22 protein-coding genes are annotated in these 25495 nt (G+C 68.4%); 6 read left to right on the top strand and 16 right to left on the bottom strand.

The annotated features are described in order from the left end of the window. Positions 1-4: 4 nt before the first annotated feature. Entirely contained in the window at positions 5-1243 is a 1239-nt protein-coding gene (locus tag AAW51_RS08780) for a YihY family inner membrane protein (protein WP_047194306.1), read from the top strand. A gap of 38 nt (positions 1244-1281) precedes the next feature. On the opposite strand, the gene AAW51_RS08785 is transcribed toward AAW51_RS08780, so the two are convergent. The 3 genes from AAW51_RS08785 to AAW51_RS08795 are packed head-to-tail and all read right to left on the bottom strand — an operon-like array spanning position 1282 to position 3758. Beyond that, a complete protein-coding gene (locus AAW51_RS08785) occupies positions 1282-1626 on the bottom strand; it encodes an Mpo1-like protein (RefSeq protein WP_047194307.1) in 345 nt (114 codons plus the stop codon). A 3-nt stretch (positions 1627-1629) separates the two neighbouring features. Next, on the bottom strand, positions 1630-2454 hold the full coding sequence (locus AAW51_RS08790; RefSeq protein ID WP_047194308.1) for an alpha/beta fold hydrolase: 825 nt from the start codon (positions 2452-2454) through the stop codon (positions 1630-1632). After that, a complete protein-coding gene (locus AAW51_RS08795; RefSeq protein WP_047194309.1) occupies positions 2451-3758 on the bottom strand; it encodes an O-acetylhomoserine aminocarboxypropyltransferase in 1308 nt (435 codons plus the stop codon). The genes AAW51_RS08790 and AAW51_RS08795 overlap by 4 nt, the downstream gene beginning before the upstream one ends. A 157-nt stretch (positions 3759-3915) precedes the next feature. Here AAW51_RS08795 and AAW51_RS08800 point away from each other — a divergent pair, with 157 nt between their 5' ends. The 5 genes from AAW51_RS08800 to AAW51_RS08820 all read left to right on the top strand — a co-directional run bounded on the left by AAW51_RS08800 (position 3916) and on the right by AAW51_RS08820 (position 10038). After that, positions 3916-4380 (top strand): CBS domain-containing protein, encoded by a 465-nt coding sequence (locus AAW51_RS08800; protein ID WP_047194310.1) that lies wholly within the window; start codon positions 3916-3918, stop codon positions 4378-4380. A gap of 156 nt (positions 4381-4536) precedes the next feature. Then, on the top strand, positions 4537-5652 hold the full coding sequence (gene aroC, locus AAW51_RS08805) for a chorismate synthase (RefSeq protein ID WP_047194311.1): 1116 nt from the start codon (positions 4537-4539) through the stop codon (positions 5650-5652). Between the two features lie 14 nt (positions 5653-5666). Further along, positions 5667-6902 (top strand): MFS transporter, encoded by a 1236-nt coding sequence (locus AAW51_RS08810; RefSeq protein WP_047194312.1) that lies wholly within the window; start codon positions 5667-5669, stop codon positions 6900-6902. Between the two features lie 239 nt (positions 6903-7141). After that, positions 7142-8674, top strand: a complete 1533-nt coding sequence (locus tag AAW51_RS08815; RefSeq protein ID WP_238947802.1) for an alpha-amylase — start codon at positions 7142-7144, stop codon at positions 8672-8674. 251 nt (positions 8675-8925) lie between these two features. Beyond that, positions 8926-10038, top strand: coding sequence for a TIGR03118 family protein (locus AAW51_RS08820; RefSeq protein WP_047194313.1), 1113 nt, complete (start codon positions 8926-8928; stop codon positions 10036-10038). A 12-nt stretch (positions 10039-10050) separates the two neighbouring features. Here the strand turns inward: AAW51_RS08820 and AAW51_RS08825 are convergent, their stop codons facing one another. From AAW51_RS08825 to gcvP, 13 genes are all read right to left on the bottom strand, one after another. After that, positions 10051-11262: an AGE family epimerase/isomerase gene (locus AAW51_RS08825; protein WP_047197586.1), complete on the bottom strand. Its 1212-nt coding sequence runs from the start codon at positions 11260-11262 to the stop codon at positions 10051-10053. A gap of 236 nt (positions 11263-11498) precedes the next feature. Further along, positions 11499-12566 (bottom strand): ABC transporter ATP-binding protein, encoded by a 1068-nt coding sequence (locus tag AAW51_RS08830; protein WP_047194314.1) that lies wholly within the window; start codon positions 12564-12566, stop codon positions 11499-11501. A 30-nt stretch (positions 12567-12596) separates the two neighbouring features. Beyond that, positions 12597-13445 carry a carbohydrate ABC transporter permease gene (locus AAW51_RS08835; protein ID WP_047194315.1) on the bottom strand — a complete coding sequence of 283 codons (849 nt, stop codon included), beginning with the start codon at positions 13443-13445 and terminating at the stop codon, positions 12597-12599. Between the two features lie 10 nt (positions 13446-13455). Next, positions 13456-14340 (bottom strand): carbohydrate ABC transporter permease, encoded by an 885-nt coding sequence (locus tag AAW51_RS08840; protein WP_047194316.1) that lies wholly within the window; start codon positions 14338-14340, stop codon positions 13456-13458. Between the two features lie 179 nt (positions 14341-14519). Continuing rightward, a complete protein-coding gene (locus AAW51_RS08845) occupies positions 14520-15785 on the bottom strand; it encodes an ABC transporter substrate-binding protein (RefSeq protein WP_047194317.1) in 1266 nt (421 codons plus the stop codon). 239 nt (positions 15786-16024) lie between these two features. Further along, entirely contained in the window at positions 16025-17464 is a 1440-nt protein-coding gene (locus tag AAW51_RS08850; RefSeq protein ID WP_047194318.1) for a sensor histidine kinase, read from the bottom strand. 49 nt (positions 17465-17513) lie between these two features. Then, the gene (locus tag AAW51_RS08855) at positions 17514-18209 is read right to left on the bottom strand and encodes a response regulator transcription factor (RefSeq protein ID WP_047194319.1); all 696 of its coding nucleotides are present in this window, start codon (positions 18207-18209) and stop codon (positions 17514-17516) included. 149 nt (positions 18210-18358) lie between these two features. Beyond that, the gene (locus tag AAW51_RS08860; protein ID WP_047194320.1) at positions 18359-18655 is read right to left on the bottom strand and encodes a type II toxin-antitoxin system RelE/ParE family toxin; all 297 of its coding nucleotides are present in this window, start codon (positions 18653-18655) and stop codon (positions 18359-18361) included. A 6-nt stretch (positions 18656-18661) separates the two neighbouring features. Beyond that, positions 18662-18895 carry an addiction module protein gene (locus AAW51_RS08865; RefSeq protein ID WP_047194321.1) on the bottom strand — a complete coding sequence of 78 codons (234 nt, stop codon included), beginning with the start codon at positions 18893-18895 and terminating at the stop codon, positions 18662-18664. 158 nt (positions 18896-19053) lie between these two features. After that, complete coding sequence (locus AAW51_RS08870) at positions 19054-20442, bottom strand: L-serine ammonia-lyase (RefSeq protein WP_047194322.1); 1389 nt, start codon at positions 20440-20442, stop codon at positions 19054-19056. A gap of 98 nt (positions 20443-20540) precedes the next feature. Beyond that, entirely contained in the window at positions 20541-21335 is a 795-nt protein-coding gene (locus AAW51_RS08875; RefSeq protein ID WP_047194323.1) for an alpha/beta hydrolase, read from the bottom strand. A gap of 136 nt (positions 21336-21471) precedes the next feature. Beyond that, positions 21472-22542: a threonine aldolase family protein gene (locus AAW51_RS08880; RefSeq protein WP_047194324.1), complete on the bottom strand. Its 1071-nt coding sequence runs from the start codon at positions 22540-22542 to the stop codon at positions 21472-21474. A gap of 22 nt (positions 22543-22564) precedes the next feature. After that, entirely contained in the window at positions 22565-25468 is a 2904-nt protein-coding gene (gcvP, locus tag AAW51_RS08885) for an aminomethyl-transferring glycine dehydrogenase (protein WP_047194325.1), read from the bottom strand. Positions 25469-25495: the final 27 nt, after the last annotated feature.

Raw genomic sequence — 25495 nt, forward strand, 5'->3', positions numbered from 1 at the left:
GGCCATGAATTTCCCCCTGGGACTGCGCCATTCCTCGCGCCAACAGCTAGGACGCCTGCTGCAGACCTTGCATCGCTGGCCCTGGATGGACACGCTCAAGACCTTGCGGCTGCGCTTCCGAGAAGACCGGCTGGGCTTGACCGCGGGCAGCCTCACGTTCACCACCATCATCGCGCTGGTGCCGTTCTTCACGGTGACGCTGGCGATCTTCACCGCCTTCCCGATCTTCGCCCGCTTCCAGGTGGCGCTCGAGAAGTACTTCATCGAGAGCCTGATCCCCGACGCCATCGCCAAGCCGGTGCTGCGGGCTCTGACCCAGTTCGCGGCCAATTCCAACCGGCTCGGTACCGCCGGCCTGGTGATATTGGTGTTCACCGCGCTGGCGCTGCTGCTCACGATCGACCGCACGCTCAACAGCATCTGGCGGGTGCGCAAGTCGCGCCCGATCGCACAGCGGGTGCTGCTGTACTGGGCTGCGGCAACGCTCGGGCCCTTGATGCTCGGCTCCAGCCTCAGCATCACCTCATATTTCCTCAGTGCGTCGCGCGGCTTGGTCAGCACGCTGCCAGGCGGCATCAGCGCGATGCTCAACGTGCTCGAGTTCGGGCTGCTGGCCGCCTCGATGGGCGCGATGTTCCGCCTCGTGCCCAACACCCACGTGCGGTGGTCCCACGCGATGGTGGGCGGGCTGTTCGTCGCGATCGGCTTCGAGGTGGCCAAGAGCCTGCTGGCCCTGTACCTGCGCCGCGTGCCGACCTATTCGGCGGTCTACGGCACCTTTGCGACCGTGCCCATCTTCCTGGTCTGGATCTACTTCGGCTGGGTGATCGTGCTGCTCGGCGCCGTGATCGCGGCGTACGCGCCGAGCCTGCAGATGCGGGTGGTGCGCCGGCCGACCACGCCGGGTCACCGTTTCCACCTCGCCGTCACCGTGCTGCGCGAGCTGCTGCAGGCGCGCGGCCAGAGCTACCACGGGCTGTCGGCGGCGCAGTTGGCGGAGCACCTGCGCACCGACCCGCTGCAGATCGAGCCGGTGCTGGAAAAGCTGATGGCGCTCGACTGGGTGGCGCGCCTGCAGGAAGAGGGCCGCGAGGGCGCGCGTTACGTGCTGTTGGCCGAGCCGGATCGCACCACCGCGCAGCCGCTGCTGGCCGAATTGCTGCTCGACCCGAGCCCGACGCTGCGCGGCTTCTGGGAGCGTGCCGGCTTTGCACGCATGACACTGGCCGACCTGCTGGGATAGGCGCCGGCCTGCAGGCGCCGGCGGGCGTGAGCCGGGACTCAGAGCTTGATGCGCCCGGTCCAGATGTCCTTGTACATCACCCAGTCCCCCATGAAGCTGTAGAGCGGGCGCTTGAACGACGCCGGCCGGTTCTTCTCGAAGCCGAAGTGGCCGACCCAGGCGAAGCCGTAGCCGCAGGCCAGGCCGGCCAGCAGCCACAGCGGCTGCCCGGTGGCCAGCAGCGTCGCGAGGCAGGCCAGCGCCAGCGTCGAGCCGGCGAAGTGCAGCCGCCGGCAGCGGCGGTCGCTGTGCTCGCTGAGGTAGTAGGGATAGAACTCGGCGAAGCTGGTGAACGACCGCGGGTCGATGCCTGCGTCAGGCGCACGGGCAGTAGTGGGTGTCATCGGTCAAGCCTCCTGAGGCAGCGGCAGAAAGGACTTGATCGCATTCAACACCCCATCGGGCGCCTCGGCCATCAGGGCATGCCCGGCCGGCAGCCGCACGACGTCCGCGCGCAGCAGGCCGGCCAGCGAGGCGGCCGCCTTGGGCGAGGTCATCTGGTCCTGCTCGCCCAGTACCAGCCGCACCGGGCAGCGCAGCCGAGCCGCGGCGACTTCGCCGCCGGTGTAGCGGTCGCAGACGCCGAAATCGTGATGGAACAGGTTGGCGCCGTAGCGCGCGGTATGGTCGGCCTGCAGGCGTCGCATCAAGGCGCGGCTCGCGCCGTGCAGCCAGCTGCCAGGGCCGGGCGCCGACGGTTTGGGCGCCAGCGTCGAGTGCGAATAGGCGTTCACCTGGTCGATCGCGCGCTCGGGCGTGGCGCGGGCGGTGTCGAGCAGGGCCGAAGACACCTTCATCGGATAGGTGGTGCCGACCATCACCAGCGCGGTGGCCCGTTCGCCCAGCAGGGCGGCGGCTTCGAGCGCGACCAACGAGCCCATGCTGTGGCCGACCAGCGCCGCACGCGCCGCGCCGACCACCGTTAGCAAAGACTCGATCCACGCCGCCAGCGAGGCCACGTCGGGCAAGGCCGGCCCGTCGCTGCGGCCGTGCCCCGGCAGGTCGACCGCGAGCACGCCATGGCCGTGGTGCGCCAGGTAGCGGCTTTGCAGCGACCAGACGCTGTGGTCGTTGAGGGCGCCGTGGATCAGCACCACACAGGGGAGGGCGGGGTCGAAAGGGCGCCCGCCGGTGTAGGCATAGGCCGCACGGCCGTCGAGGTCGAAGGTCATCGGCCGCTCCCGAGCTTCTCGGCCGCCTTCAGCGCGCGCCCGAGGTCGTCGATCAGATCGTCCGCGCTCTCCAGGCCGATCGACAACCGTATGGTGCCTTCGCCGATGCCGGCCTGTGCGAGGGCCGCGGTGTCCATCCGGAAGTGGGTGGTCGAGGCCGGGTGGATCACCAGCGAACGGCAATCGCCCACGTTGGCCAGGTGCGAGAACACCTTCAGCGTCTCGATGAAGCGCCGCCCCTGCTCGCGCCGGCCCTTGAGGTCGAAGCTGAACACCGACCCGCAGCCGCGCGGCAGCAGCCGCGCGGCGAGCGGCTGGCTCGGGTGCCCGGGGAGTTCGGGGTAGCCGACCGACTCGACCATCGCATGGCCGCGCAGGAATTCCACGACACGCCGGGTGTTGGCCACATGCCGCTCCATGCGCAGCGGCAGCGTTTCGACACCCTGCAGGATCAACCAGGCCGTGTGCGGGCTCATGCAGGCCCCGAAGTCGCGCAAGCCCTCCCGCCGCGCGCGCAGCAGGAACGCCCCGACGGTGCTCTCTTCGGCAAAAACCATGTCGTGGAAGCCGGCATAGGGCTCGGTGAATTCCGGGAAGCGCCCCGAAGCTACCCAGTCGAACTGCCCGCTGTCGACCAGCACACCGCCCACCACCGTGCCGTGACCCGACAGGAACTTGGTGGCCGAGTGGTAGACCAGGTCGGCCCCGTGCTCGAAGGGCCGCATCAGATAGGGGGTGGTGAAGGTCGAGTCGACCAGCAATGGGATGCCGTGCTCATGGGCGATGGCCGCGACAGACGGGATGTCGAGCACGTCCAGGCCCGGGTTGCCGAGGGTTTCCCCGAAGAACAAGCGGGTATTGGGCCGCAGCGCCGCGCGCCAGGCGTCCAGGTCGCCGGGCCGCACAAAGGTCGTCTCGATGCCGAAGCGCCTCAGCGTGTAGTGCAGCAGGTTGTGCGACCCGCCGTACAGGGCCGCGCTCGCGACGATGTGCGCGCCGGCGCCCATCAGCGTGACAACCGCCAGGTGCAGCGCGGCCTGGCCGCTGGCCGTCGCGATCGCGCCGACGCCGCCTTCGAGCGCCGCGATGCGCTCCTCGAGCACCGCCGTGGTGGGGTTGGAAATGCGGGAATAGACGTGGCCGGCGCGCTCCATGTTGAACAGGGCTGCGGCGTGGTCGCTGTCGTGAAACACGAACGAGGTGCTCAGGTACAGCGGCACGGCGCGCGCGCCGGTGGCGGGGTCGGGGGCGCTGCCGGCGTGCAGCGCGAGCGTGTCGAAGCCGGGGTCGGAATATCCGGGCACGTTGTCTCCTGTGTGACGAGGCCTTGTGGGCCTGTTCGGCGATGCTTGCGGATGGATTGGTACCAGCCGTTACTACCGGGTCTTGTGCCCGACATTGTGGGCTATATTGAGACGTCGATTTGCCCGCCCGGCGCGGGCTGCAGCCAGGAGACACCCCATGAAAGTCAGTGACATCCTTCGGGTCAAAGGTGGCACGTTGTTCACCGTTTCGCCCGATCAGCCGTTGGCCGAAGCCTTGAAGGCGATGGCCGAGCGCGACATCGGCTCGCTCGTCGTCATGGAGCATGGCGACCTGGTCGGCATGTTGACCTTCAGGGAGGTGATCCAGGCGGTGGTTGGCAACGGCGGTGCGGTCGGCAAGACCATCGTGCGCACCGTGATGGACAACGCGCCGCTGACGTGCACGCTCGAGACCGAGATCGACGAGGTGCGCCGCATGATGCTGGGCCGCCACGCGCGCTACATGCCGGTGCTCAACCAGCGCACGCTGATGGGCGTCATTTCGTTCTATGACGTCGCCAAGGCGGTGGTCGACAGCCAGGACTTCGAAAACCGCATGCTCAAGGCCTACATCCGCGACTGGCCCGGCGCCGACGGCGGCGAGCCGGTGCAGACGCTCTGAGGCCACCGGCGTGCGCCAGCCGCACGCCCCGGCCGGCAACGGCCGTCGAGGGTGAGGGGCCCGTCGGGTGGGCCCGCGTAGAATCGACCACCACCGCAACACGCTAGCCGCGCGCCGCCCACCGGTGCGCGGTCTTGCTTTCACGTCGCACGATCTATGTCCGGCAGCACCCTTGGCCTTTTGTTCCGCGTCACCAACTTCGGCGAATCGCACGGCCCCGCCATCGGCTGCGTGATCGACGGCTGCCCGCCCGGCATGGAGCTGTCGGAAGCCGACATCCAGCCCGACCTCGACCGCCGCCGCCCCGGCACCTCGCGCCACGTCACGCAGCGCAACGAGGCGGACGCGGTCGAGATCCTGTCGGGCGTCTACGAAGGCAAGACCACCGGCACCCCGATTTGTCTGCTGATCCGCAACACCGACCAGCGCAGCAAGGACTACGGCAACATCCTGCAGACCTTCCGTCCGGGCCATGCCGACTACACCTACTGGCACAAGTACGGCATCCGCGACCCGCGCGGCGGTGGCCGCTCGTCCGCACGGCTCACGGCGCCCACCGTGGCGGCGGCTGCCGTCGCGAAGAAATGGCTGAAGCAGCAGTACGGCACGACGTTCCGCGGCTGCATGACACAACTCGGTGAGATCGCGGTGCCGATCGAGGCCTGGGACGAGGTGCCGAACAACCCGTTCTTTGCCGCCAACGCCCGCGTCATTCCCGAACTCGAGGCCTATATGGACAGCCTGCGCAAGGCCGGCGACTCGGTCGGTGCGCGCCTGCACGTCGAAGCCTCGGGCGTGCCGGTCGGGCTGGGCGAGCCCCTCTACGACAAGCTCGATGCGGACATCGCCCACGCGATGATGGGGCTCAACGCCGTCAAGGGTGTCGAGATCGGCGCCGGTTTCGCCTGCGTGGCCGCGCGGGGCAGCCAGCACGGCGACGAGCTGTCGCCCGAGGGCTTCGGCGGCAACAACGCCGGTGGCGTGCTGGGCGGCATCAGCAGCGGGCAGGACATCACCGTCTCGATCGCCATCAAGCCGACCAGCTCGATCCGCACGCCGCGCGCCTCGATCGATGTCGCCGGGCAGAGCACGCAGGTGGAGACCTTCGGCCGTCACGATCCCTGCGTCGGCATCCGCGCGACGCCGATCGCCGAAGCGCTGCTGGCGCTGGTCGTGATGGACCACGCCTTGCGCCATCGCGCGCAGTGCGGCGACGTGCGCGTCGGCACGCCCGACATCGCGCGCCAGCAGGTGCCCGGCAGCGCCGGCTGAGCGAGGGATCAGCCTTGACGGCGCCTGCGACGCCTGCCGGCGCCGCCCCCGGCGCTTCGCTGTGGGCTTTTGCGGTGCTGTCCGCGAGCTACTTCGCCTTCATCGGCTACTTCAATCCCTATCTGCCGCTGTGGCTCAAAGACCTGGGCTTCAGCACGCTGGCGATCGGCGCGCTCGGCTCGGTGCAAGGCATCACCCGGGTGGTGGCGCCTTACAGCTGGGGCTGGTTGTCCGACCGCACCGGCCACCGGGTGTGGTTGATGCGCATCGCCTCCGGCGCGGCCTTGCTGTGCGCGCTCGGCCTGCTGCTGACACCGCGCTGGGTCGCGCCCAGCCTGCCCTATGTCGGCGCCGTGTTGTTCGCGATGTTCGCCAACACCAGCGCGATGATGCCGATGGCCGAGGCGGCGGTCGCCCAGCGGGTCAGCACCGGGCGCGGCCTCGACCTGCGCCGCTACGGACGGGTGCGGGTGTGGGGCTCGATCGGCTTCATCGTGACGGTGGTGGTGTTCGGCTTTTGGTTCGAGCGGCACGGCATCCGGCCCTTTGCACTGGGTGCCGTGCTGCTGCTGCTGGTGCTGGCCTGCGCCTGTTGGGCTTTGCCGGGCGCTCCCGACAGCGCGCACGGACGCGAGCCCGCGCCGTCGCTGAAGCCCGTGCTGGCACAGCCGGCGGTGCGCTGGTTTTTCGTCTCCGCCTTCTTGATGCTGCTCGCGCATGTGGCGCTGTACGGCTTCTTTTCGCTCCATCTCGATGCGCTGGGCTATGACAAACGTGTGCTCGGCATGTTGTGGGCGGTGTCGGTGCTGGCCGAGATCGCGTGGTTCCTGCTGCAGGGGCGCTGGGGGGCCGACTGGACGCCGCCGACGTGGATCGCGGTGGCCTGTGCCGCCGCCGCGCTGCGCTTTGCGCTGACCGCCGCGCTCGGGGCCAGTCCTGCCGCCCTGGTGGTGGCGCAGCTGCTGCATGCGCTCACCTTTGCTGCACACCACAGCGCCTGCATCGCCTTCATCAACCACCATTTCACCGGCCGCTTGCGCGGCCGTGGGCAGGCGCTCTACACCGTGCTCGGCTATGGATGCTCCGGTGTGCTGGGCGGGGTGGCGGGCGGCGCCTTGAGCGAGGCGGCCGGTTTCGCCGCCGTCTTCTGGGCCGGGTCGGCCAGTGCGCTGTTGGCCAGTGCCGCGGCACTGCGCAGCCGGACCGCGGCGGCCCAAGCCAGCGGTGAAAACCCTGAGCGACCGGTGTAACTACACCGGGCTCGAGCGGCTCCGGTTGCACCGAGTTGATCCTCCAGACACTACTTACACAACAAGCCTTCGGTACTCGCCTGGCAGTGCGCGCGGAGGTCGAATCCTGACTAATGTTCGACCCGGTTCACCCGACCGCTGGACAGGGGCGCTGAGACCCCACGTCCTGACATGGCCAACTACAGGAGACAAACTTGTCGTACCGTTCTTGCACCTCCGTGCAGGGGCTCGCTCGCCCCATGCCCCGTTCGTTTGCCCGCGCCGCTGTCGCGCTGGGTGTTGCCAGCTTGCTCGGCGCGGCGCCATGGGCTGCCTCGACGGCGCATGCGCAGGCCTCCGCGCGCACAGCTTTCGTCCACTTGTTCGAATGGAAGTGGACCGACGTCGCCAAGGAATGCGAGACCTACCTCGGTCCCAAGGGCTTTGCCGGCGTGCAGGTGTCGCCGCCGAATGAACACAACTGGGTCACCAGCGGCAACGGCGCGCCGTATCCCTGGTGGATGCGCTACCAGCCCGTCAGCTACAACCTGGACCGCAGCCGCAGCGGCACGCGCGCCGAGTTCCAGGACATGGTGAACCGCTGCAACGCGGTGGGCGTGGGCATCTATGTCGACGCCGTGATCAACCACATGTCAGGTGGCAGCAGCGGCACCTCGAGCGCTGGCCGCAGCTGGAGCTACCACCACTATCCGGGGCTCTACAGCGGCTACGACTTCCACTCGCCGGTGTGCGCGGTCAACAACTACAGCAACGCCGACAACGTGCAGCTGTGCGAGCTGTCCGGCCTGCAGGACCTGCACACCGGCACCCCGTATGTGCGAGGCAAGATCGCCGACTACCTGGTCGGGCTCGCCAACATGGGGGTCAAGGGCTTCCGGGTCGACGCGGCCAAGCACATCAGCCCCGGCGACCTCGGCGCCATCATCGACAACGTCAATTCGCGGGTCGCCACCCGTCCGTACTGGTTCCTCGAGGTCATCGGCGCCCCTGGCGAAGCCGTGCAACCCGAGCAGTACTTCGGCCTGGGCGGCGGGCAGGTCAACGTCACCGAGTTCAACTACGGCAAGCAGCTGTATGGCAAGTTCGCCAATGGCCGGCTCGCCGACCTCGAAACCTTCGGCCCGACCTGGGGCCTGATGCCCAGCCACAAGGCTGTCGCCTTCGTCGACAACCACGACAAGCAACGCGGCCACGGCGGCGGCGGCAGCTACCTCACCTATCACGCCGGCTCGACCTACAACCTCGCCAATGTGTTCATGCTGGCGTGGCCCTACGGTTATCCGTCGGTGATGTCGAGCTATGCCTTCAACCGGGCCAGCGAGTACGACACCAGCTTCGGTCCCCCGCACCACAGCGGCGGTGCCACCAAGGGTCCGTGGGATGGCAACGTGTCGAGCCCGGCCTGCTTCAACCAGCAGATTGGCGGCTGGGTCTGCGAACACCGCTGGCGACCGATCGGCAACATGGTGGGCTTCCGAAACGCCACGCTGGGCACCTGGGCGGTGACCGACTGGTGGGACAACGACCACAACCAGATCGCCTTCGGCCGCGGCGACAAAGGCTTCGTCGTGATCAACAAGGAAGGCGCGGCGCTGACGCGCAACTTCAAGACCAGCCTGCCGGCCGGCCGCTATTGCGACGTCATCTCGGGCGACTACCTCAACGGCAGTTGCACGGGCCAGGTGGTCACGGTCGACGCTGGCGGCTACGCGACCTTGACCGCACCGCCTTACGGTGCCGCGGCGATCCACGTCGGCGCGCGCATGAGGTAGGGCGGCCAGCCACCGTGCGCTGACCCCGTGCCCGCTCCCGAGTCATTCTGAGATGAAACACTTCGGCGGGCGGGCACCTGGGCCGTGCGGTGACGGCGGCGTGTCATGTGTTGCGGAACGTGCTCGCGGGTGAACGATCCTTGTATCTCGCGCGGCCGTCGCTAGGGTTGCTGTGGACCCTGTCGCCGGCTGCAGGGCCGGCAGGCTGTACACCCATCAGCCGGACGACACGTCATCACAGGAGCAACGCCATGACGGCTTTTCTATCCTGCCGTACGGCTTTTGCCGCCGGCGCCCTGCTGTTCTGCTTCGCAGCGCCGGTCGCGGCCGCACCCCCCGGTCCGTTCACGTCCACCGTGCTGGTCACCAGCGATCCGGTCGACCATCCCGGCCAGATCACCGACACCGGCCTGAAAAACGCCTGGGGCATCTCCTATGCGCCGTCGGGCCCGTTCTGGGTCTCGTCCAGCGGGGCCGGCACCTCACCGCTGTACCGGGTCGATCCGGTCACCCAGGCCACCACCAAGCTGGACCTGACCGTCGCCATCCCTGGCGCGGGCGTCACCGGACAGGTGTTCAACAAGGCTGCGGCCACGTCGTTCGGCGGCAACGTGTTCCTCTTCGTCAACGGGGACGGCACCGTCTCGGGCTGGCGGCCGGCGCTGGGCACCAGCGCCGAGACGCTCGTGCCGGCCGCGGCGAACCGGTCCTACACGGGTGCCGCCTTCGCCACCGTGGGCGATCACGGCTACTTGTATGCGTCCAACGTCGGCGCGGGGACGATCGATGTGTACAAGGGCAGCGACGCGGCGCCGGCCCTGGAAGGCAGTTTCGTCGACCCGGGTCTGCCGGCCGGCTATACACCGTTCAACGTGCAAAACCTCGCCGACACCTTGTATGTGAGCTATGTCGGGCGTGAACCCGGCAGCGACGGTGTGATCAACCGCTTCGACCTGCAAGGCAACTTTCTGGGCCGTGTCGCGGACGGCGGGCCGCTGAACGCACCGTGGGGGCTGGCGATCGCGCCGTCGTCCTTCGGCGACTGGGCCGGGGCGCTGTTGGTGGGCAATTTCGGCGACGGCCGCATCAGTGCCTACGACCCCGACAGCTTCGCCTTGCTGGGCCAGTTGCAGGGCGCCGACGGCCAGCCGCTGGTGCTGGACGGCCTGTGGGCCTTGACGCCGGGCAACGACCAGGCAGCGGGCAGCAGCAGCCTGCTGTACTACTCGGCCGGGCCGGAGGGTGAGACGGAGGGGGTGTTCGGCGTGCTGAGGCCGGTCCCCGAGCCCGGCACGTGGCTGATGATGGCCGGCGGACTGGCGATGCTGGCGTTCGCGCGTCGCTCTCGCCGAGGTCAGGCCTGAGCGGCAGCTACCTCAGGACGGCAGGGCCGACAGCGCCACGTAGACCGTGCTCAGCGTGTGATAGTCGGTCTTGCCGGTCGCACTCTTCTCGTTGCCGATCGGCCGGTTGTCGGCGCCCAGCACGTGGTACCAGGCGCCGTGCTCGTGGTCGATCAGATAGTCCCACATGTAAGACCAGAGCCGGTCGAACCAGCGCCAGTACACCGGCAGGCCGGTGCGCTGGCCCAGCAGCGCGGCCGCCGCCATCGTCTGCGACTGCACCCAGAAGAACTTGCGACCGTCGTGCAGGCGGCCGTCGGGCGCCATGCGGTTGTACATGCCGTTGCGCTGGGTGTCCCAGGCCCGGCTCATGGTCGCGTCGAACAGCGCCTGGGCGCGCGGCAGCAGCCAGGGCTGGGGCCGCACACGGTCGAGCAGCAGCAACAGCTTGGCCCATTCGGTCTGGTGGCCGAAGCGAAAGCCCCAGGGCCGGAAGGTGTCGGCGCCTTCGTCGCGGTGGTAGTCCCAATCGGGCTGCCATGCGCTCGTGTAGCGCTCCCAGATGAAGCCGTCGGTCAGCTCCGACAGGTCCACCGTGATGCGCTTGCCGACCGCTTCCGCGCGGTCCAGATAGGCCGCGTCGCCGGTCGCGTCATGGGCGGCCAGCAGGGCTTCGAAGATGTGCATGCTGGTGTTCTGCCCGCGGTAGGGCCGCCACCGCCCATCGGGTGCCGCCTCGTCGGCATAGAGGCCGGCGGACGGGTCCCAGAAGCGGGTTTCCAACTGCTGCCAGGTGTCGGCCAGCCAGCCGGCCGCTTCGTCGATGCCGGCCTTCACGGCCACTGCATACGCCATCATCACAAAGGCCAGGCCATAGGCGAGCTGGCTGTCGTCGGCAACCTGGACATCGCGGCCGCCGTCGGCCCGGTCTTGCACGCGCAAGGTCCAGTGGTAGTGGCCGGTGGCCGGGTCACGGTGGGTGTCGCGCAACGACTTGAGCCCGTGGCGTGCCGCTTCGAGATAGCTGGGCGCGCGGAAGCTCAGGTAGGCGAGCGCGTAGTTGTAGACGATGCGGGCCGTGTTGACGAGCCGCCGACGCTGCGGGTCGTAGGGGCTGCCATCGTCGCGGAAGTATTGGAAGTAGTCGCCTCGCTTGTCGATGCAGCGCGGGTGGTAGAACGCCATCGTGTGAAAGATGTGTTCTTGCAGGAAGGCGGGCGAGCGGAAGCGAGGCAGGGTTTGCATCGAGGCAAGCGCGGCAAAGGCACGCAACGCAAGGAAGAGCCGGGCAGGACCGGGCGGTCGTGTCGCGGGCATGGGGCCCGCACCGCGCAACCGCCGGGGCTGGCCCTGGTGGAGCAGCGGAACCGGTTCCGACGCTGGCCGGATCGAGCCTTGCATGGCGCGATGCGGTGCATCTCATGCACCGTGATCGAGACGAGGAGCTTATCAGCGCCCGTCTCGACCCGTGTTGCGTAACGTTAGCCGAGGCGCTGCTGGCTCGCGGCGTCGAACAAGTGCACGTCGTGGGCCGACCACGCCAGGTGCACCCGGTCACCGACCCGTTGTGTCACCTTGCCGGGCACCCGCGCCACGATGTGGCCGAGGGCGGTGTCGACCATGGCGTAGGTCTCGGGGCCGGTCGGCTCGAGCATGCTGAGCTGGCCGGGCAGCCCGGTGTCGGCGAACTGCAGCGCCTCGGGGCGCAGGCCGTAGGTGACACCGCCGCCGCTGGCGCGCTGCAGCGCCTGACGCTGCTCCGACAGCAGCGTCAGCTCGACACCGTGCGCGCTGAGCCCGCCGTTGCCGCCGCGTGAGGCTTCCAGCATGTTCATCGCCGGCGAGCCGATGAACTCGGCGACAAAGCGGTTGGCCGGGCGCGAGTAGATGTCGTCGGGCGTGCCGAACTGCTGCACCTGGCCGTCCTTCATCACCGCGATGCGGTCGCCCAGCGTCATCGCCTCGACCTGGTCGTGCGTCACGTAGACGGTGGTGGTGCGGGTGCGCTGGTGCAGCAGCTTGATCTCAGCGCGCATCTCCACCCGCAGCTTGGCGTCCAGGTTCGACAGCGGTTCGTCGAACAGGAACAGCTTGGGCTCACGCGCCAGCGCGCGGCCCATCGCGACCCGCTGGCGCTGGCCGCCCGACAGCTGGCCGGGCTTGCGGTCGAGCAGATGTTCGATCTGCAGCATCTTGGCGACGCGCTGGATGGCGGCCTCGCGCTCGGCCTTGGGGACCTTGCGCATCTCGAGCCCGAAGGAGATGTTCTGCGCGACGTTCATGTTGGGATACAGCGCATAGCTCTGGAACACCATCGCGATGTCGCGGTCCTTGGGCAGCGCGTAGGTCACGTCGCGGTCGCCGATGTGGATCTGGCCCGAGGTGGGGAAGTCGAGCCCAGCGATCATCGACAGCAGCGTCGACTTGCCGCAGCCCGACGGGCCGACCAGGATCAGGAACTCGCCCGACTCCACTTCGAGGTCGATGCCCTTCAGGATCTCGATCTGGTGGTAGGCCTTGCGGACGTTGCGGATTGAGAGTGCACCCATGATGTTCTCGCTCTTTCTTTCTTTTCCTGATCAACCTTTGACGGCACCGGCGGTCAGGCCGCGCACGAAGTATTTGCCGGCGATCACGTAGATCGCCAGGGTGGGCAGCGCGGCGATCATCGCGGCCGCCATGTCGACGTTGTATTCCTTCACCACGCTGGAGGTGTTGGCCAGGTTGTTGAGGCCGACCGTGACGGGCTTGGAGTCGCCGCCCGAGAACACCACGCCATAGAGGAAGTCGTTCCAGATGTTGGTGAACTGCCAGATCAGCGTGACGACCAGGATCGGCGTCGACAGCGGCAGCACGATGCGCCAGAAGATGCGCCAGAAGCCGGCGCCGTCGAGCATCGCGGCCTTGATCAGCTCGTCGGGCAGGCCCACGTAGTAGTTGCGGAAGAACAGCGTGGTCGACGGAATGCCGGCCAGCACGTGCACCAGCACCAGGCCCCAGATCGAGCTGGAGATGCCCAGCCAGCCGAGCACCTGCGACATCGGCAGCAGCACCACCTGCATCGGCATGAACACGCCGAACAGCATCAGGCCGAAGATCACCTCGCTGCCGCGGAAGCGCCACTTGCTGATGATGTAGCCGTTGATCGCGCCGAGCGCGCTGGACACCAGCACCGCCGGCACCACCATCAGCGTGGAGTTCATGAAGAAGGGCTTCAGGCCGCCGCAGTCGGTGCCGGTACAGGCGCTCGACCACGCCTTGGCCCAGGCGCCGAGCGAGGGGTTGTCGGGCAGCGCGAGCAGGCCGCCGGAGCGGATTTCGTTCATGTCCTTCAACGAGGTCACGACCATCACGTACAGCGGGCCCAGAAACATCGCGGCAAAGCCCAGCAGCAGCGACCAGATCACGAAACGATGGAAGTTCTGCATGGTCTCTGCCTCAACGCTTGGTGCGCAGTTCGGAATAGAGATAAGGCACGACGATGGCGGCGATGGTCGCCAGCATCACGGTGGCCGATGCGGCGCCCAGGCCGATCTGCCCGCGCGAGAAGGCCATCGAGTACATGAAGGTGGCCGGCACGTCGGTGGCGAAGCCCGGGCCGCCGTTGGTCAGCGCGATGACCAGGTCGAAGCTCTTGATCGCGATGTGCGCCAGCACCAGCAGCGTGCTGAAGAACACCGGCCGCAGGCTGGGGATGATGATGCGCCAATAGATGCGTGGCAGCGAGGCGCCGTCGACTTGGGCCGCCTTGATGATGGAGTCGTCGATGCCGCGCAGCCCGGCGAGGAACAGCGCCATCACGAAGCCCGACGATTGCCATACACCGGCGATCACGACGGTGTAGATGGCGCGCTCGGGGTTGATCAGCCAGTCGAAGGTGAAATTCTCGAAGCCCCACTGGCGCACCACGTTCTCGATGCCCAGGCCCGGGTTCAAGATCCACTTCCAGGCGGTGCCGGTGACGATGAACGACAGCGCCATCGGGTACAGGTAGATGGTGCGCAACGCGCCTTCGGCCCGGATCTTCTGGTCGAGCAGGATCGCGAGGAACAGGCCCAGCGCCATGCCGCAACCGATGAACAGGGTGCCGAAGATGCCGAGATTGGTCAGCGCCACCCACCAGCGCTCGCTGTCGAACAGGTTGACGTACTGCTCGACGCCGACGAACTCGTAGTTGGGCAGCAGCCGCGAGGCGGACAGCGACAAATAGCCGTTCCAGGCGATCAGCCCGTAGATGAACAGGAACGACAGCAGGAAAGACGGCGCCAAGACCAGCTTGGGCAGCCAAGGCTGGTTCGGCCGGGGAGTCGCAGGCGATGACATCCGGTACTTTCGAAGTGGCGAGGAGAAGGAAGGGGACGGGGCGCCGCAGTGGAAGGGACTGCGGCACCACGTCGTTTCACCTTGGCGCTCGAGGCGCCAGGGCGCCGGCCGGCATGGCCGGCGCGTGACCCGGGCCCTGCAAGGGCCGCAGAGCGCGGCCCGGCCCGGCGGTCAGGACATCACTTTTGCTTGGCGGCGGAGGCGATGCGGTCCATCGCTTCCTTGGGCGTCATCTTGTCGGTGTTCCAGAACTGCGACACCGCGTCCTTGATGGCGCCTTCAGCCGCCGAAGGCGCGGCCATGCCGTGGGCGATCGACGGCAGCAGGGCGCCCGACTTCGAGCTGGCGACGAAGTCGGCCGACGACTGCTTGGCGCAGTCGTCGAACTTGGCCAGGTCCATGTTCAAACGCACCGGGATCGAGCCCTTGTTCAGGTTGAAGACCTCCTGGAACTCGGGCGACATGATGGCGGCGGCGAGGTCCTTTTGCGCCTTCACGTTCGCATCGTTCTTGAGCTTGAACATCGCGAAGCTGTCGACGTTGTAGGTGTAGGCCTTGCCCGTGCCCGGTGCCGGCGAGCAGACGAAGTCCTTGCCCGGCACCTTGCCGGCGGCCAGGAACTCGCCCTTGGCCCAGTCGCCCATGATCTGCATGCCGGCCTGGCCGTTGATGACCATCGCGGTGGCGAGGTTCCAGTCGCGGCCGGCCGCGTTGCGGTCGGTGTAGTCCTTGACCTTCTTGAAGGTGGCCAGCACCTTTTCCATGGTCGCGCTCTTCAGCGTGCCCTGGTCGAGCTGCACCAGCGCCTTCTTGTAGAAGTCGGTGCCGCCGACGCCCAGCGCGACCGCTTCGAAGGTGGTGAAGTCCTGCCAGTTCTGGCCGCCGTGCGCGACCGGGATCACGCCGGCCTTCTTAAGCGCTTCGGCCGCGGTGAAGAACTCGTCCCAGGTGGTCGGCACCTTGACGCCGGCCTTCTGGAACACCGCCGGGTTGGCCCACAGCCAGTTGACGCGGTGCACGTTCACCGGCGCGGCGACGTAGCTGCCCTTGTACTTCAGACCGTCGGCAATCGATTTGGGCAGCAGCGTGTCCCAGTTGTTGGCCTTGGCGACATCGTCGATCGGGGCCAACACACCTTCACGCGCCCATTCCTGGATCGAGGGGCCCTTGATCTGGGCCGCGGCCGGGGCGTTGCCCGACACGACACGCGACTTCAACACCGTCATGGCCGAGTCGCCGCCGCCGCCCGCCACCGCAAAGTCGCGCCAGGTGTGGCCCAGCGCCAGCAGCTTGCCCTTCAGCGCGGTGGCCGCCTTGGCCTCGCCGCCCGAAGTCCACCAGTGCAGGACTTCGACCTCACCCGCTTGCGCAGCGGTGGCGCCCATCAGGCCAGCGGCAGCCAGTGCGCCGGCCAGGCGGCGGACAACCAGATTCGATGTGGACATCGTTGTGCTCCTCGTCATTCAAGTAGTGGATAACGGCCCGGCCGATGGCTGGCTGGATCCGCGGCGCAATGTTAAGGCGACGTTAAAGTTGCAGCAACGGGACATTAACTCGGGACTTACCCTAGTGTCCCGATCCCACGTCCGACGGTGCGGGCGTACCGCGAGCAGGGGCGATATCGCCCGGTCGCCAACGCGCGGGAGTCAGCCGCCGCACAGCGCGCGGGACTGAGGCGCAGCAATCAGCCTGCCAGCGGCAGCTTGAGGGTGACGCGCAGACCGTGTGGCGACACCGGCGCCAGTGCGACGCTGCCGGCATGGCGCTCGACGATTTCCTTCACGATGGCCAGGCCCAGTCCACAGCCGCTGCCCTCGTGCGTGGCGCGCACGAAGCGCTCGAAGACGCGCTCGTGGATGTGCGGGTCCGGCGGCAGGCCGGGCCCGTCGTCCTCGATCTCGATCAGCGCCTGCGTGTCGACACGCCGGCAGCGCACCGTCACGGTGGCGCCGCGGCCGGCGTAGCGGATGGCGTTGTCGATCAGGTTCTGCAGGGCTTCGCGGATCAGCAGCGCGTTGCCCAGCACCTCCAGGGCGCGTTCGTCACCGTCGTCGCAGCCGAGGTCCACGCCGGTGTGCAGGGCCCGGGGCACCTGCTCGGCCGTCAGCTCGCGCGCGAGCTTCTGCAGGTCGAAGCGGCTGCGCGCCTGCACCGCGGCCGATTCAGGCTCGGCACGGGCCAGCGTCAACAGCTGGGCCACCAGATGGGCGGAGCGTGTGGCGCTTTCCTGCACCCGTTGCAGCCGCGCCTTCTGTGCCGGGTCGCTCGCTTCGGCCAGAGCCAGTTCGGCTTGCGATTTCAGGCCCGCCAGCGGCGTGCGCAACTGGTGTGCGGCGTTGCTGATGAAACGCTTCTGGCTGTCGACGCTTTCGCGCACCTCGGCCAGCAGGGTGTTGAGCGCCTTGGCCAGCGCGCGCACTTCCTCGGGCGCGGAATCGAGCTGGATCGGCGCCAGGTCGTTCGGCGCCCGGTCTTCGACCAGGTTGCGCAAGCGCGCCAGCGGTGCGAGGCCGGTGCGGATGCCGCCCCAGACGATCAGCGACATCAGCACGATCAGGCCCGACAGCGGCAACGCGGTGTCGATCAGGATCTGCCGCGCCAGCTCTTCGCGGCTGGTGCGGCTCTTGGCCAGCTGCACCAGCATGCGTTGCGGCTGGTCTTCTTCGCCATAGGCGAGGTAGAGCGCGGCCACCCGCACCGGCACGTCGCCGACCATGCCGTCGTAGAAATACGGCAGGTCGAGCTGCAGATGGGGGATCGGCGGCGGTGGCGGCAGCCGGTTGTTGCCGAGGATGAACTCACCCGGCGGCGTGCTGACCATGTAGTAGACGCGGTCGTCCGGGTCGGCCTCGATGATGGCTTGCGCCGCCTTGGGGAAGTCGATGAACAGGCCGTTGCCGATCGGCTTCACCTGTTGCGCCAGCGCGCGCGACGACTGGTACAGGCTGCGGTCGATGGCGCCGTTGGCATAGCGCGCGGCCAGGTGGTAGGTGACATAGGCGGCCGCCAGCCACAGGATCAGCTGCGGCAGCAGCAGCCACACCATCAGGTGGCGGCGCAACGAGCGTTGCCCGGGCGCCAGGCGCAAGCGCACCTGGAGCCGGTGCCAGCGGGGCAGGGTCACGTCGCGGCCCGTTGCCGGTGCTCGAACGCCAGGTGGGCGGGGCCAGGGTTCACGCGGCCGCGTCCAGTTCGAGCAGGTAGCCCAGGCCCCGTACGGTGCGGATCGAGATGCCCGACGGTTCGAGCTTGCGGCGCAGGCGGTGGATGTAGACCTCGATCGAGCCCGGCGCCGCATCCGCGCGGCCGCCGCCGGCCTCCGGACGTTCGGAGGCCCAGCTTTGAGCGATCTGGTCCTTCGTGACGACCTTGTCGCGCTGGCCCAGCAGCAGGTCGAGCAAAGACCATTCGCGCGGCGAGAACTCGACCACCTCGTTGTCGATCGTGGCGCGCCGCGCGTCCCGGTCGAAGCTCAGCGCGCCGACCTGCTGCACCGCCGCGGCCGACGGCTTGGCGCGCCGCAGCAAGGCGCGCAAGCGGGCTTCCAGTTCCGGGAAGTCGAACGGTTTGGTGAGGTAGTCGTCGGCCCCGGCGTTGAGGCCCTCGACGCGGTGCTCGAGGTCGCGCAGGGCGGTCAGCAGCAGGATCGGTTGGTCGGGCTTGGTGGCACGCGCGCGCTTGAGCACCGTCAGCCCGTCGACCATCGGCAGCCCGATGTCGAGCACGGCGATGTCGAAGTGCTGGCGCAGCAACAGGTATTCGGCCACGGCGCCGTTTTCGGCCGTTTCGACCTCGAAACCGGCGTGTTGGAGGTTGGCGGTCAGGGCGTCGCTCAGGATGGCGTCGTCTTCGGCGAGCAGGATGCGCATGGCCGCGACTTTAATGTTTCCTTTACGAGGCCGCCTCGGGGGGAGCCCTCATATCGGGATGGGGCAGGGTTTTGCGGGGGGAGGTTGCCCAGAGGATGCTCTCTGTAGTGATCGCAGGCGCCAGCTCGTGGGGCTTTGGCCGTGGACGGTCAGTCGCGCTGCAAGAACTGGGCGGGTTCACGCGCCGTATGTGCGACCGCTGCGACGAGGACTTCTTCGGCGCGAGCACGGTACAGGAGCCGAAACGGAAAGCGTTTCAAGACCACGGCGCGCAGGCCGGAAAGGGGCTCGACGCAGCTATACCCATGAGGGTTGTTCAGCACCAGGCACTCCGCCTCCTGCACCGCTTGCATGAAGCGCCGCCCCAGACCAGGCGCGCGGCGCTCGTAGTACTCGACTTGATCGAGATACTCGGCGCGCGCCAACGGCAGGTAGCGCAGCACCACCGCGCGCTACTGTTTCAGCCGGCCCAACGCCTGCGCATGCACTTCTTCCGCAGGGATTGCCTCGCCCTGCCCCCGGTCGTACTCCGCCAGGCGGCGAGCCGCTTCCTCGTTCCAGCGCCTTTCAATGTCCGGTGTGGCGGCCGAGGCCTCGAGGGACTGCAGCAGGTGCAGGGCCAACTCGGCACGCTCCTCCTCAGTAAGCGAGCGGATCTCGTCGCGAATCTTTGCCAAAGAGTTCATGGGTTGGACGGGAGCAACGGTGGTTGGCAGGGGGTTGGGCGAGCGTAGTGGCGACCTGATCCGGATGCAATGGTGCGCTCCGAAGCACTACCGCGAGCTGAGCGTCGATGCTAGGTGACGCGAGTCTAACTTCGGGTTCGGTGCGAATTATCGCCCCCTCAACACTCCACGATGTTCACCGCCAGGCCGCCGCGCGCCGTTTCCTTGTATTTCGTCTTCATGTCGGCCCCGGTCTCCCACATCGTCTTGATGACCTTGTCGAGCGACACATGGTGCACACCGTCGCCGCGCAAGGCCATGCGCGCGGCGTTGAGCGCCTTCACCGACGCGATCGCATTGCGCTCGATGCAGGGGATCTGCACCAGGCCGCCGACCGGGTCGCAGGTCAGCCCCAGGTGGTGCTCCATGCCGATCTCGGCCGCGTTCTCGACCTGCTCGGGGGTGCCACCCAGCACCGCGCACAAGGCGCCGGCGGCCATCGAGCAGGCCACGCCGACCTCTCCCTGGCAGCCGACCTCGGCACCCGAGATCGACGCGTTCTCCTTGTAGAGGATGCCGATCGCGGCGGCGGTGAGCAGGAAGTCGGCCACACCACGGTCGGTCGCGCCGGGGACGAAGCGGCTGTAGTAGTGCAGGACCGCCGGCACGATGCCGGCCGCGCCGTTGGTGGGGGCCGTCACGACCCGGCCGCCGGCCGCGTTCTCTTCGTTGACGGCCAGCGCATACAGGTTGACCCAGTCGAGCACCTGCAGCGGGTCTTTCAGGGCCGCTTCGGGGTGGCTGGTGAGCTGACGGTAGAGGTCGGCGGCCCGGCGGCGCACCTTGAAACCGCCCGGCAGCGTGCCTTCGGTGCGGCAGCCGCGGGCGACGCAGTCCTGCATCGCGCGCCAGATCTTCATCAGCCCGGCCTCGATCTCGTCGGGCTGGCGCCAGTGTGCTTCGTTGCGCCACATCACCTCGGCGATGCTGCAGCCATGCTGTCGGGTCAGCGCCAACAGCTGCTCGCCACTGTGGAAGGGCAGCGGCAGCACGGTGGTGTCGGGCGCGACGACCTTGTGGCGGCTGCCGTCGGCGGCCACCTCGTCGCTGACCACAAAACCGCCGCCGACCGAGTAGTAGACGCGTTGCAACAGCTCACCGCCGTCGGCGTCGTAGGCCGCGAAGCGCATGCCGTTGGCATGGAAGGGCAGGCTCTGGCGGCGCAGGAAGACGATGTCGGTCTTCTCGTCGAAGCTCACCGGGTGCAGGCCCAGCAGCGGCAAGCGGCCGCTGCGGTAGTCCTGCAGCAGCGCGGGGATGAGGTCGACGTCGACCGTGTCGGGTTCGTGCCCCGCCAGCCCGAGCAGCACCGCCTTGTCGCTGCCGTGGCCCTTGCCGGTGGCGCCCAGCGATCCGTACAGCTCGCCGACCACGCGCGCGCAGCGCTCGAGCAGCCCCTGCTGTTGCAACTGCAGCACGAACATCCGGGCCGCGCGCATCGGCCCAACGGTGTGCGAGCTGGACGGACCGATGCCGATCTTGAACAAATCGAAGACGGAGACTGCCATGGGGAACCTCTAGTGCCGGGGGATCAGGGGCGGATCTTCAGGGGTCGGTGGACGGCCAGCAGAGCAGCAGCGCCCGCGCCGAAAAGACGTCGCCGCCGTCATGGCAACGCCGCCTGCAGCGCTCGCACCACCTCGTTGCGGCCCGCCGGCTGCAGCAGGCCGTCGACGTGCCCGTCCCCCTCCAGCACGAGCCACTGCTTGGGCTGCGGCGCAGCCGCATAGAGCACTTCGCCGTGGCGGAACGACACGACGGGGTCCAGACGCGCGTGCAGCAGCAGCAGCGGTACCGGCAGCCGGGCGATGGCGGTCACCGGGTCATGTTCGGCGCCGGGCAGGCCGAGCACCAGCACCGGCGCCAGCCAGCCGAGCGGACCGGCAGAGCCGGCCGCCTCGCGCGCCACGCCGCGATAGCTGCTGAAGGCGCTCTCGATGATCAGGAGGCGCACGCCGCCCGGCGATTGCGCCACCGCCCGCACCGCGGTGGCGCCGCCCAGGCTTTGGCCCAGCACGGCCAGCCGGGTGTGGTCGACGTCGGCCCGCTGGCGCAGGTAGTCGAGCGCCGCCACCGTGTCGGCCACCACACCTCGCAGGCTGGGCTGGCCGGTCGACTGACCGTAGCCGCGATAGTCGAAGCTGAGGACGTTGTAGCCGGCCGACGGCAGCCACGCCACCAGCGGCAGGTGGTTGCTGACGTTGGCCGCGTTGCCGTGTGCGTGCAGGACGCTGCCCCGCGCGCGGCCCTCGGCGGGTAGCCACCAGCCGTGCAGCTGGGCGCCTTCTGGGCCGGCGAAGCGCACTTCTTCGGCGCGGACGCCGAGGGCCTCGGGTGTGCTGTAGATCCGCTGGTCGGGATAGAAGAAATAGCGCTCGATGCAACCGGCGAGCAAGCTCATCGACAGCCCCGCCAGGGCCAGGCGCGCGAGCCGGCGCAGGGCGGGGCGCCTGCCGGGCGGTGTGGCATTTCGGGTTGCGGCCGGCATGTCAGGGGCGTGGCCATCCACGTGTGTCGGGTGCCGGCCGCGCGCGCGTTCACGCCAGCGAGGCCTTCAGATCGGCGGCGAACTGGTCGACCGCTTCGGGCGTGGTGTCCCACGCGCACATCAGGCGGCAGCCGCCGCCGGCGATGAACTGGTAGAACTTCCACCCCCGCGCATACAGGCTCTCGGTGGCCGCCTTGGGCAGTTGTGCGAACACGGCGTTGGCCTGCGGCGCTTGCAGCACCGTCACGCCCGGCAGCTCGCGCACCGCCTGGTAGAGGCGCTGTGCCATCGCATTGGCGTGGCGCGCGTTGCGCAGCCAGACGTCGTTCTCGAGCAGGCCGACCCAGGGCGCCGAGATGAAGCGCATCTTCGACGCCAGCTGGCCGGCCTGCTTGACGCGGTAGGCGAAGTCTTCCGACAGCGCGTGATCGAAGAACACCACCGCTTCGCCGATCGGCAGGCCGTTTTTGGTGCCGCCGAAACACAGCACGTCGACGCCCGCGCGCCAAGTCACCTCGCTCGGGTGGCAGCCCAGGCTCGCCACCGCATTGGCGAAGCGCGCGCCGTCCATGTGCACCTTGAGCCGCTGGCGGCGGGCCACCTCGGTGATGGCGCGCACCTCGTCCACCGTGTAGACGGTGCCCAGCTCAGTGGCTTGCGTCAGGCTCACCACCTTGGGCTTGGGGTAGTGGATGTCGCTGCGCTTCGTGACCAGCTGCTCCACCGCCTCGGGCGTGAGCTTGCCCAGACGGGCGGCCGGGCTCTCGGCTTCCGCCGTCAACAGCTTGGAGCCGTTGGAGAAGAACTCGGGGCCGCCACATTCGTCGGTCTCGACGTGGGCCACCGGGGTGCAGATCACCGAGTGGTAGCTCTGGCACATCGAGGCCAGCGCCAACGAGTTGGCCGCGGTGCCGTTGAAGACGAAATAGACGTCGCACTCGGTCTGGAACAGCTCGCGCAGCATGTCCGTCGAGCGCTGGGTCCAGATGTCTTCGCCATACCCCGGCTGGTGGCCGCTGTTGTTGGCTTCCAGAAACCAGTGGGTCGCCTCGGGGCACATGCCGGCGTAGTTGTCGCTCGCGAAGTGCTGGCGCAGCGCTGCAACGGTGGGACTGCTCATCACGACTCTCCTGCTGCCGGTGTCACTGGTACTCGGCCACCGGCACGCAGCTGCAGAACAGGTTGCGATCACCGTAGACGTTGTCGACCCGACCCACCGGCGACCAGTATTTCTGCCGCCGCAGGGCCGGCACCGGATAGGCGGCGTCTTCGCGGCTGTAGGCGTGGGACCATACGCTGGCGAGCAGCACCTGCGCGGTGTGCGGCGCGTTTCTCAGCGGGTTGTCGTCCTGCGGCCACTGGCCTTGTTCGACGCGGCGGATCTCCTCGCGGATGGCGATCATCGCGTCGCAGAAGCGGTCGAGTTCGGCCAGCGATTCGCTTTCGGTCGGCTCGACCATCAGCGTACCGGGCACCGGGAAGCTGAGCGTGGGCGCATGGAAGCCGTAGTCGATCAGACGCTTGGCGACGTCTTCGGCGCTGATGCCGGTGCTGTCCTTGAGCGGGCGCAGGTCGAGGATGCACTCGTGGGCGACACCGCCGCTGTGGAGCTCGCTGCCGCCGCTATAGAGGATGGGGTAGTGGGGCCGCAGCCGCGCGGCGATGTAGTTGGCGTTCAGGATGGCGCATTCGGTGGCCGCGCGCAGGCCTTCGGCGCCCATCATGCGCACGTACATCCACGAGATCGGCAGCACCGCGGCGTTGCCGAGCGGCGCGGCGCTGACGGCGCCCACCTGGCCTTCGCTGCCGATGCCGGCGGTGCGGTGGGCCGGCAGGTAAGGCACCAGGTCCTGCACCACGCACACCGGGCCGACGCCAGGGCCGCCGCCGCCGTGCGGAATGCAGAAGGTCTTGTGCAGGTTGAGGTGCGACACGTCGCCGCCGAACTCGCCCGGCGCGGCGACACCGACCAGTGCGTTCATGTTGGCGCCGTCGACGTACACCCGCCCGCCATGCTGGTGCACCAGCTCGCACAGCGCCTTGACCTCGGTTTCGAACACGCCGTGGGTGGACGGGTAGGTGATCATCACGGCAGCCAGCTTGTCGCTGTGCTGCTCGCACCTGGCGCGCAGATCGGCGAGGTCGACGTTGCCGTCGCGGTCGCACTTGGTGACCACCACCTGCATGCCGACCATCTGCGCGCTGGCCGGGTTGGTGCCGTGGGCCGACTCGGGGATCAGACAGATGTTGCGGTGGCCCTCGCCGCGTGCCTCGTGGTACGCCTTGATGACCAGCAGACCGGCATATTCACCTTGCGAGCCGGCATTGGGCTGCAGCGAGATGCCGGCATAGCCGGTGGCCTGGCACAGCCACTGTTGCAGCTGCTGGTCGAGCAGTTCGTAGCCGGCCAGCTGGTCACGCGGCGCGAAGGGGTGGATGTGGGCGAACTCGGGCCAGGTGATGGGGATCATCTCGCTGGTCGCGTTCAGCTTCATCGTGCACGACCCGAGCGGGATCATGGTGCGGTCGAGCGCCAGGTCCTTGTCGGACAGCGAGCGCAGGTAGCGCAGCATCTCCGTCTCGGAACGGTGGGTGTTGAAGACGGGGTGGGTCAGGTAGGCGCTGCGGCGCTGCAGTGCGGCGGGCAGCAGGGTCGGCAGGCCGGCTTCGAAGCCCTCGAAGGACGGCAGGGCCTGGCCCTGGGCCACCACTTCGGCGAACACCTGCCACAAGGCGGACAGGTCTTCGCGCGTGGTGGTTTCGTCGAGCGTGATGCCCACCGCGTCGGGCCCGGCGCGGCGCAGGTTCATGCCGCGGCCGACCGCGTCGACCAGCAGCGGGTCGGTGCGCGAGCCGGTCAGCACCGTCAGCGTGTCGAAGGCATGTTCGTGCTTGAGCTTCCAGCCGAGCGCCTGCAGGCCTCGCGCCAGCACCGCGGTGTAGGTGGCCACGCGCAGCGCGATGCGCTTCAGGCCCTCGGGGCCGTGGTAGACCGCGTACATGCTGGCCACGACGGCCGGCAGCACTTGCGCGGTGCAGATGTTGGAGGTGGCCTTCTCGCGCCGGATGTGCTGCTCGCGCGTCTGCAGCGCCAGGCGGTAGGCCGGCGCGCCTTGTGCGTCGACACTGACGCCGACCAGACGCCCCGGCAGCGAGCGCTTGAACTCGTCCTTGCAGGCCAGGTAGGCGGCGTGCGGGCCGCCGTTGCCCATCGGCATGCCGAAACGCTGGGTGGTGCCCAGCGCGATGTCGGCGCCGAGTTCGCCGGGGGAGGCGAGCAGCGTCAGCGCCAGCAGGTCGGCCGCCACGATGGCCAGGCCGCCGCGCGCATGCACCTCGGTGATGACCGGGCGCAGGTCGCGCACCCGGCCGCACACGCCGGGGTATTGGAACAAGGCGCCGAAGCACTCGGTCTGGCCCGCCTGCTCGGCCGGGCCGGTCAGCACCGTGATGCCGAGCGGCTGCGCGCGGGTGCGCACCACTTCCAGCGTCTGCGGCAGCACGTCATCGGCGACGAAAAAGGTGGTGTTCTTGGACTTGCCGACACGCGCCGCCAGCGTCATCGCTTCGGCAGCCGCGGTCGCTTCGTCGAGCATCGAGGCGTTGGCGATCGCCATGCCGGTGAGATCGCAGACCATGGTCTGGAAGTTCACGAGCGCTTCCATGCGGCCTTGCGAGATCTCGGCCTGGTAGGGCGTGTAGGCGGTGTACCAGGACGGGTTTTCGAGCACGTTGCGCAGGATCACCGCCGGCGTGTGGGTGCCGTGGTAGCCCTGGCCGATGAAGCTCTTGAGCACGCGGTTGCGGCCGGCCAGCGCCTTCAGTTCGCGCAGCGCTTCGGCTTCCGACAGGGGCGTGGGCAGATGCATGCCCTGCGCGCGGCGGATGGCCGTGGGCACGATGGTGTCGATCAGGGCCTGCCGCGAGGCGGCGCCGATCACCGACAACATCTTGGTTTCGTCTTCGCGGGCGATGCCGATGTGGCGTTCGACGAAATCGTCGTGGGCTTCGAGTTCGGACAGGGGGGCGTGGGCGGCGGTCAGCATGGCAGGCTTTCGGTCGGCGCCCGGGAC

It is taken from the genome of Caldimonas brevitalea, from assembly GCF_001017435.1.
Classification (GTDB): domain Bacteria; phylum Pseudomonadota; class Gammaproteobacteria; order Burkholderiales; family Burkholderiaceae_C; genus Caldimonas; species Caldimonas brevitalea.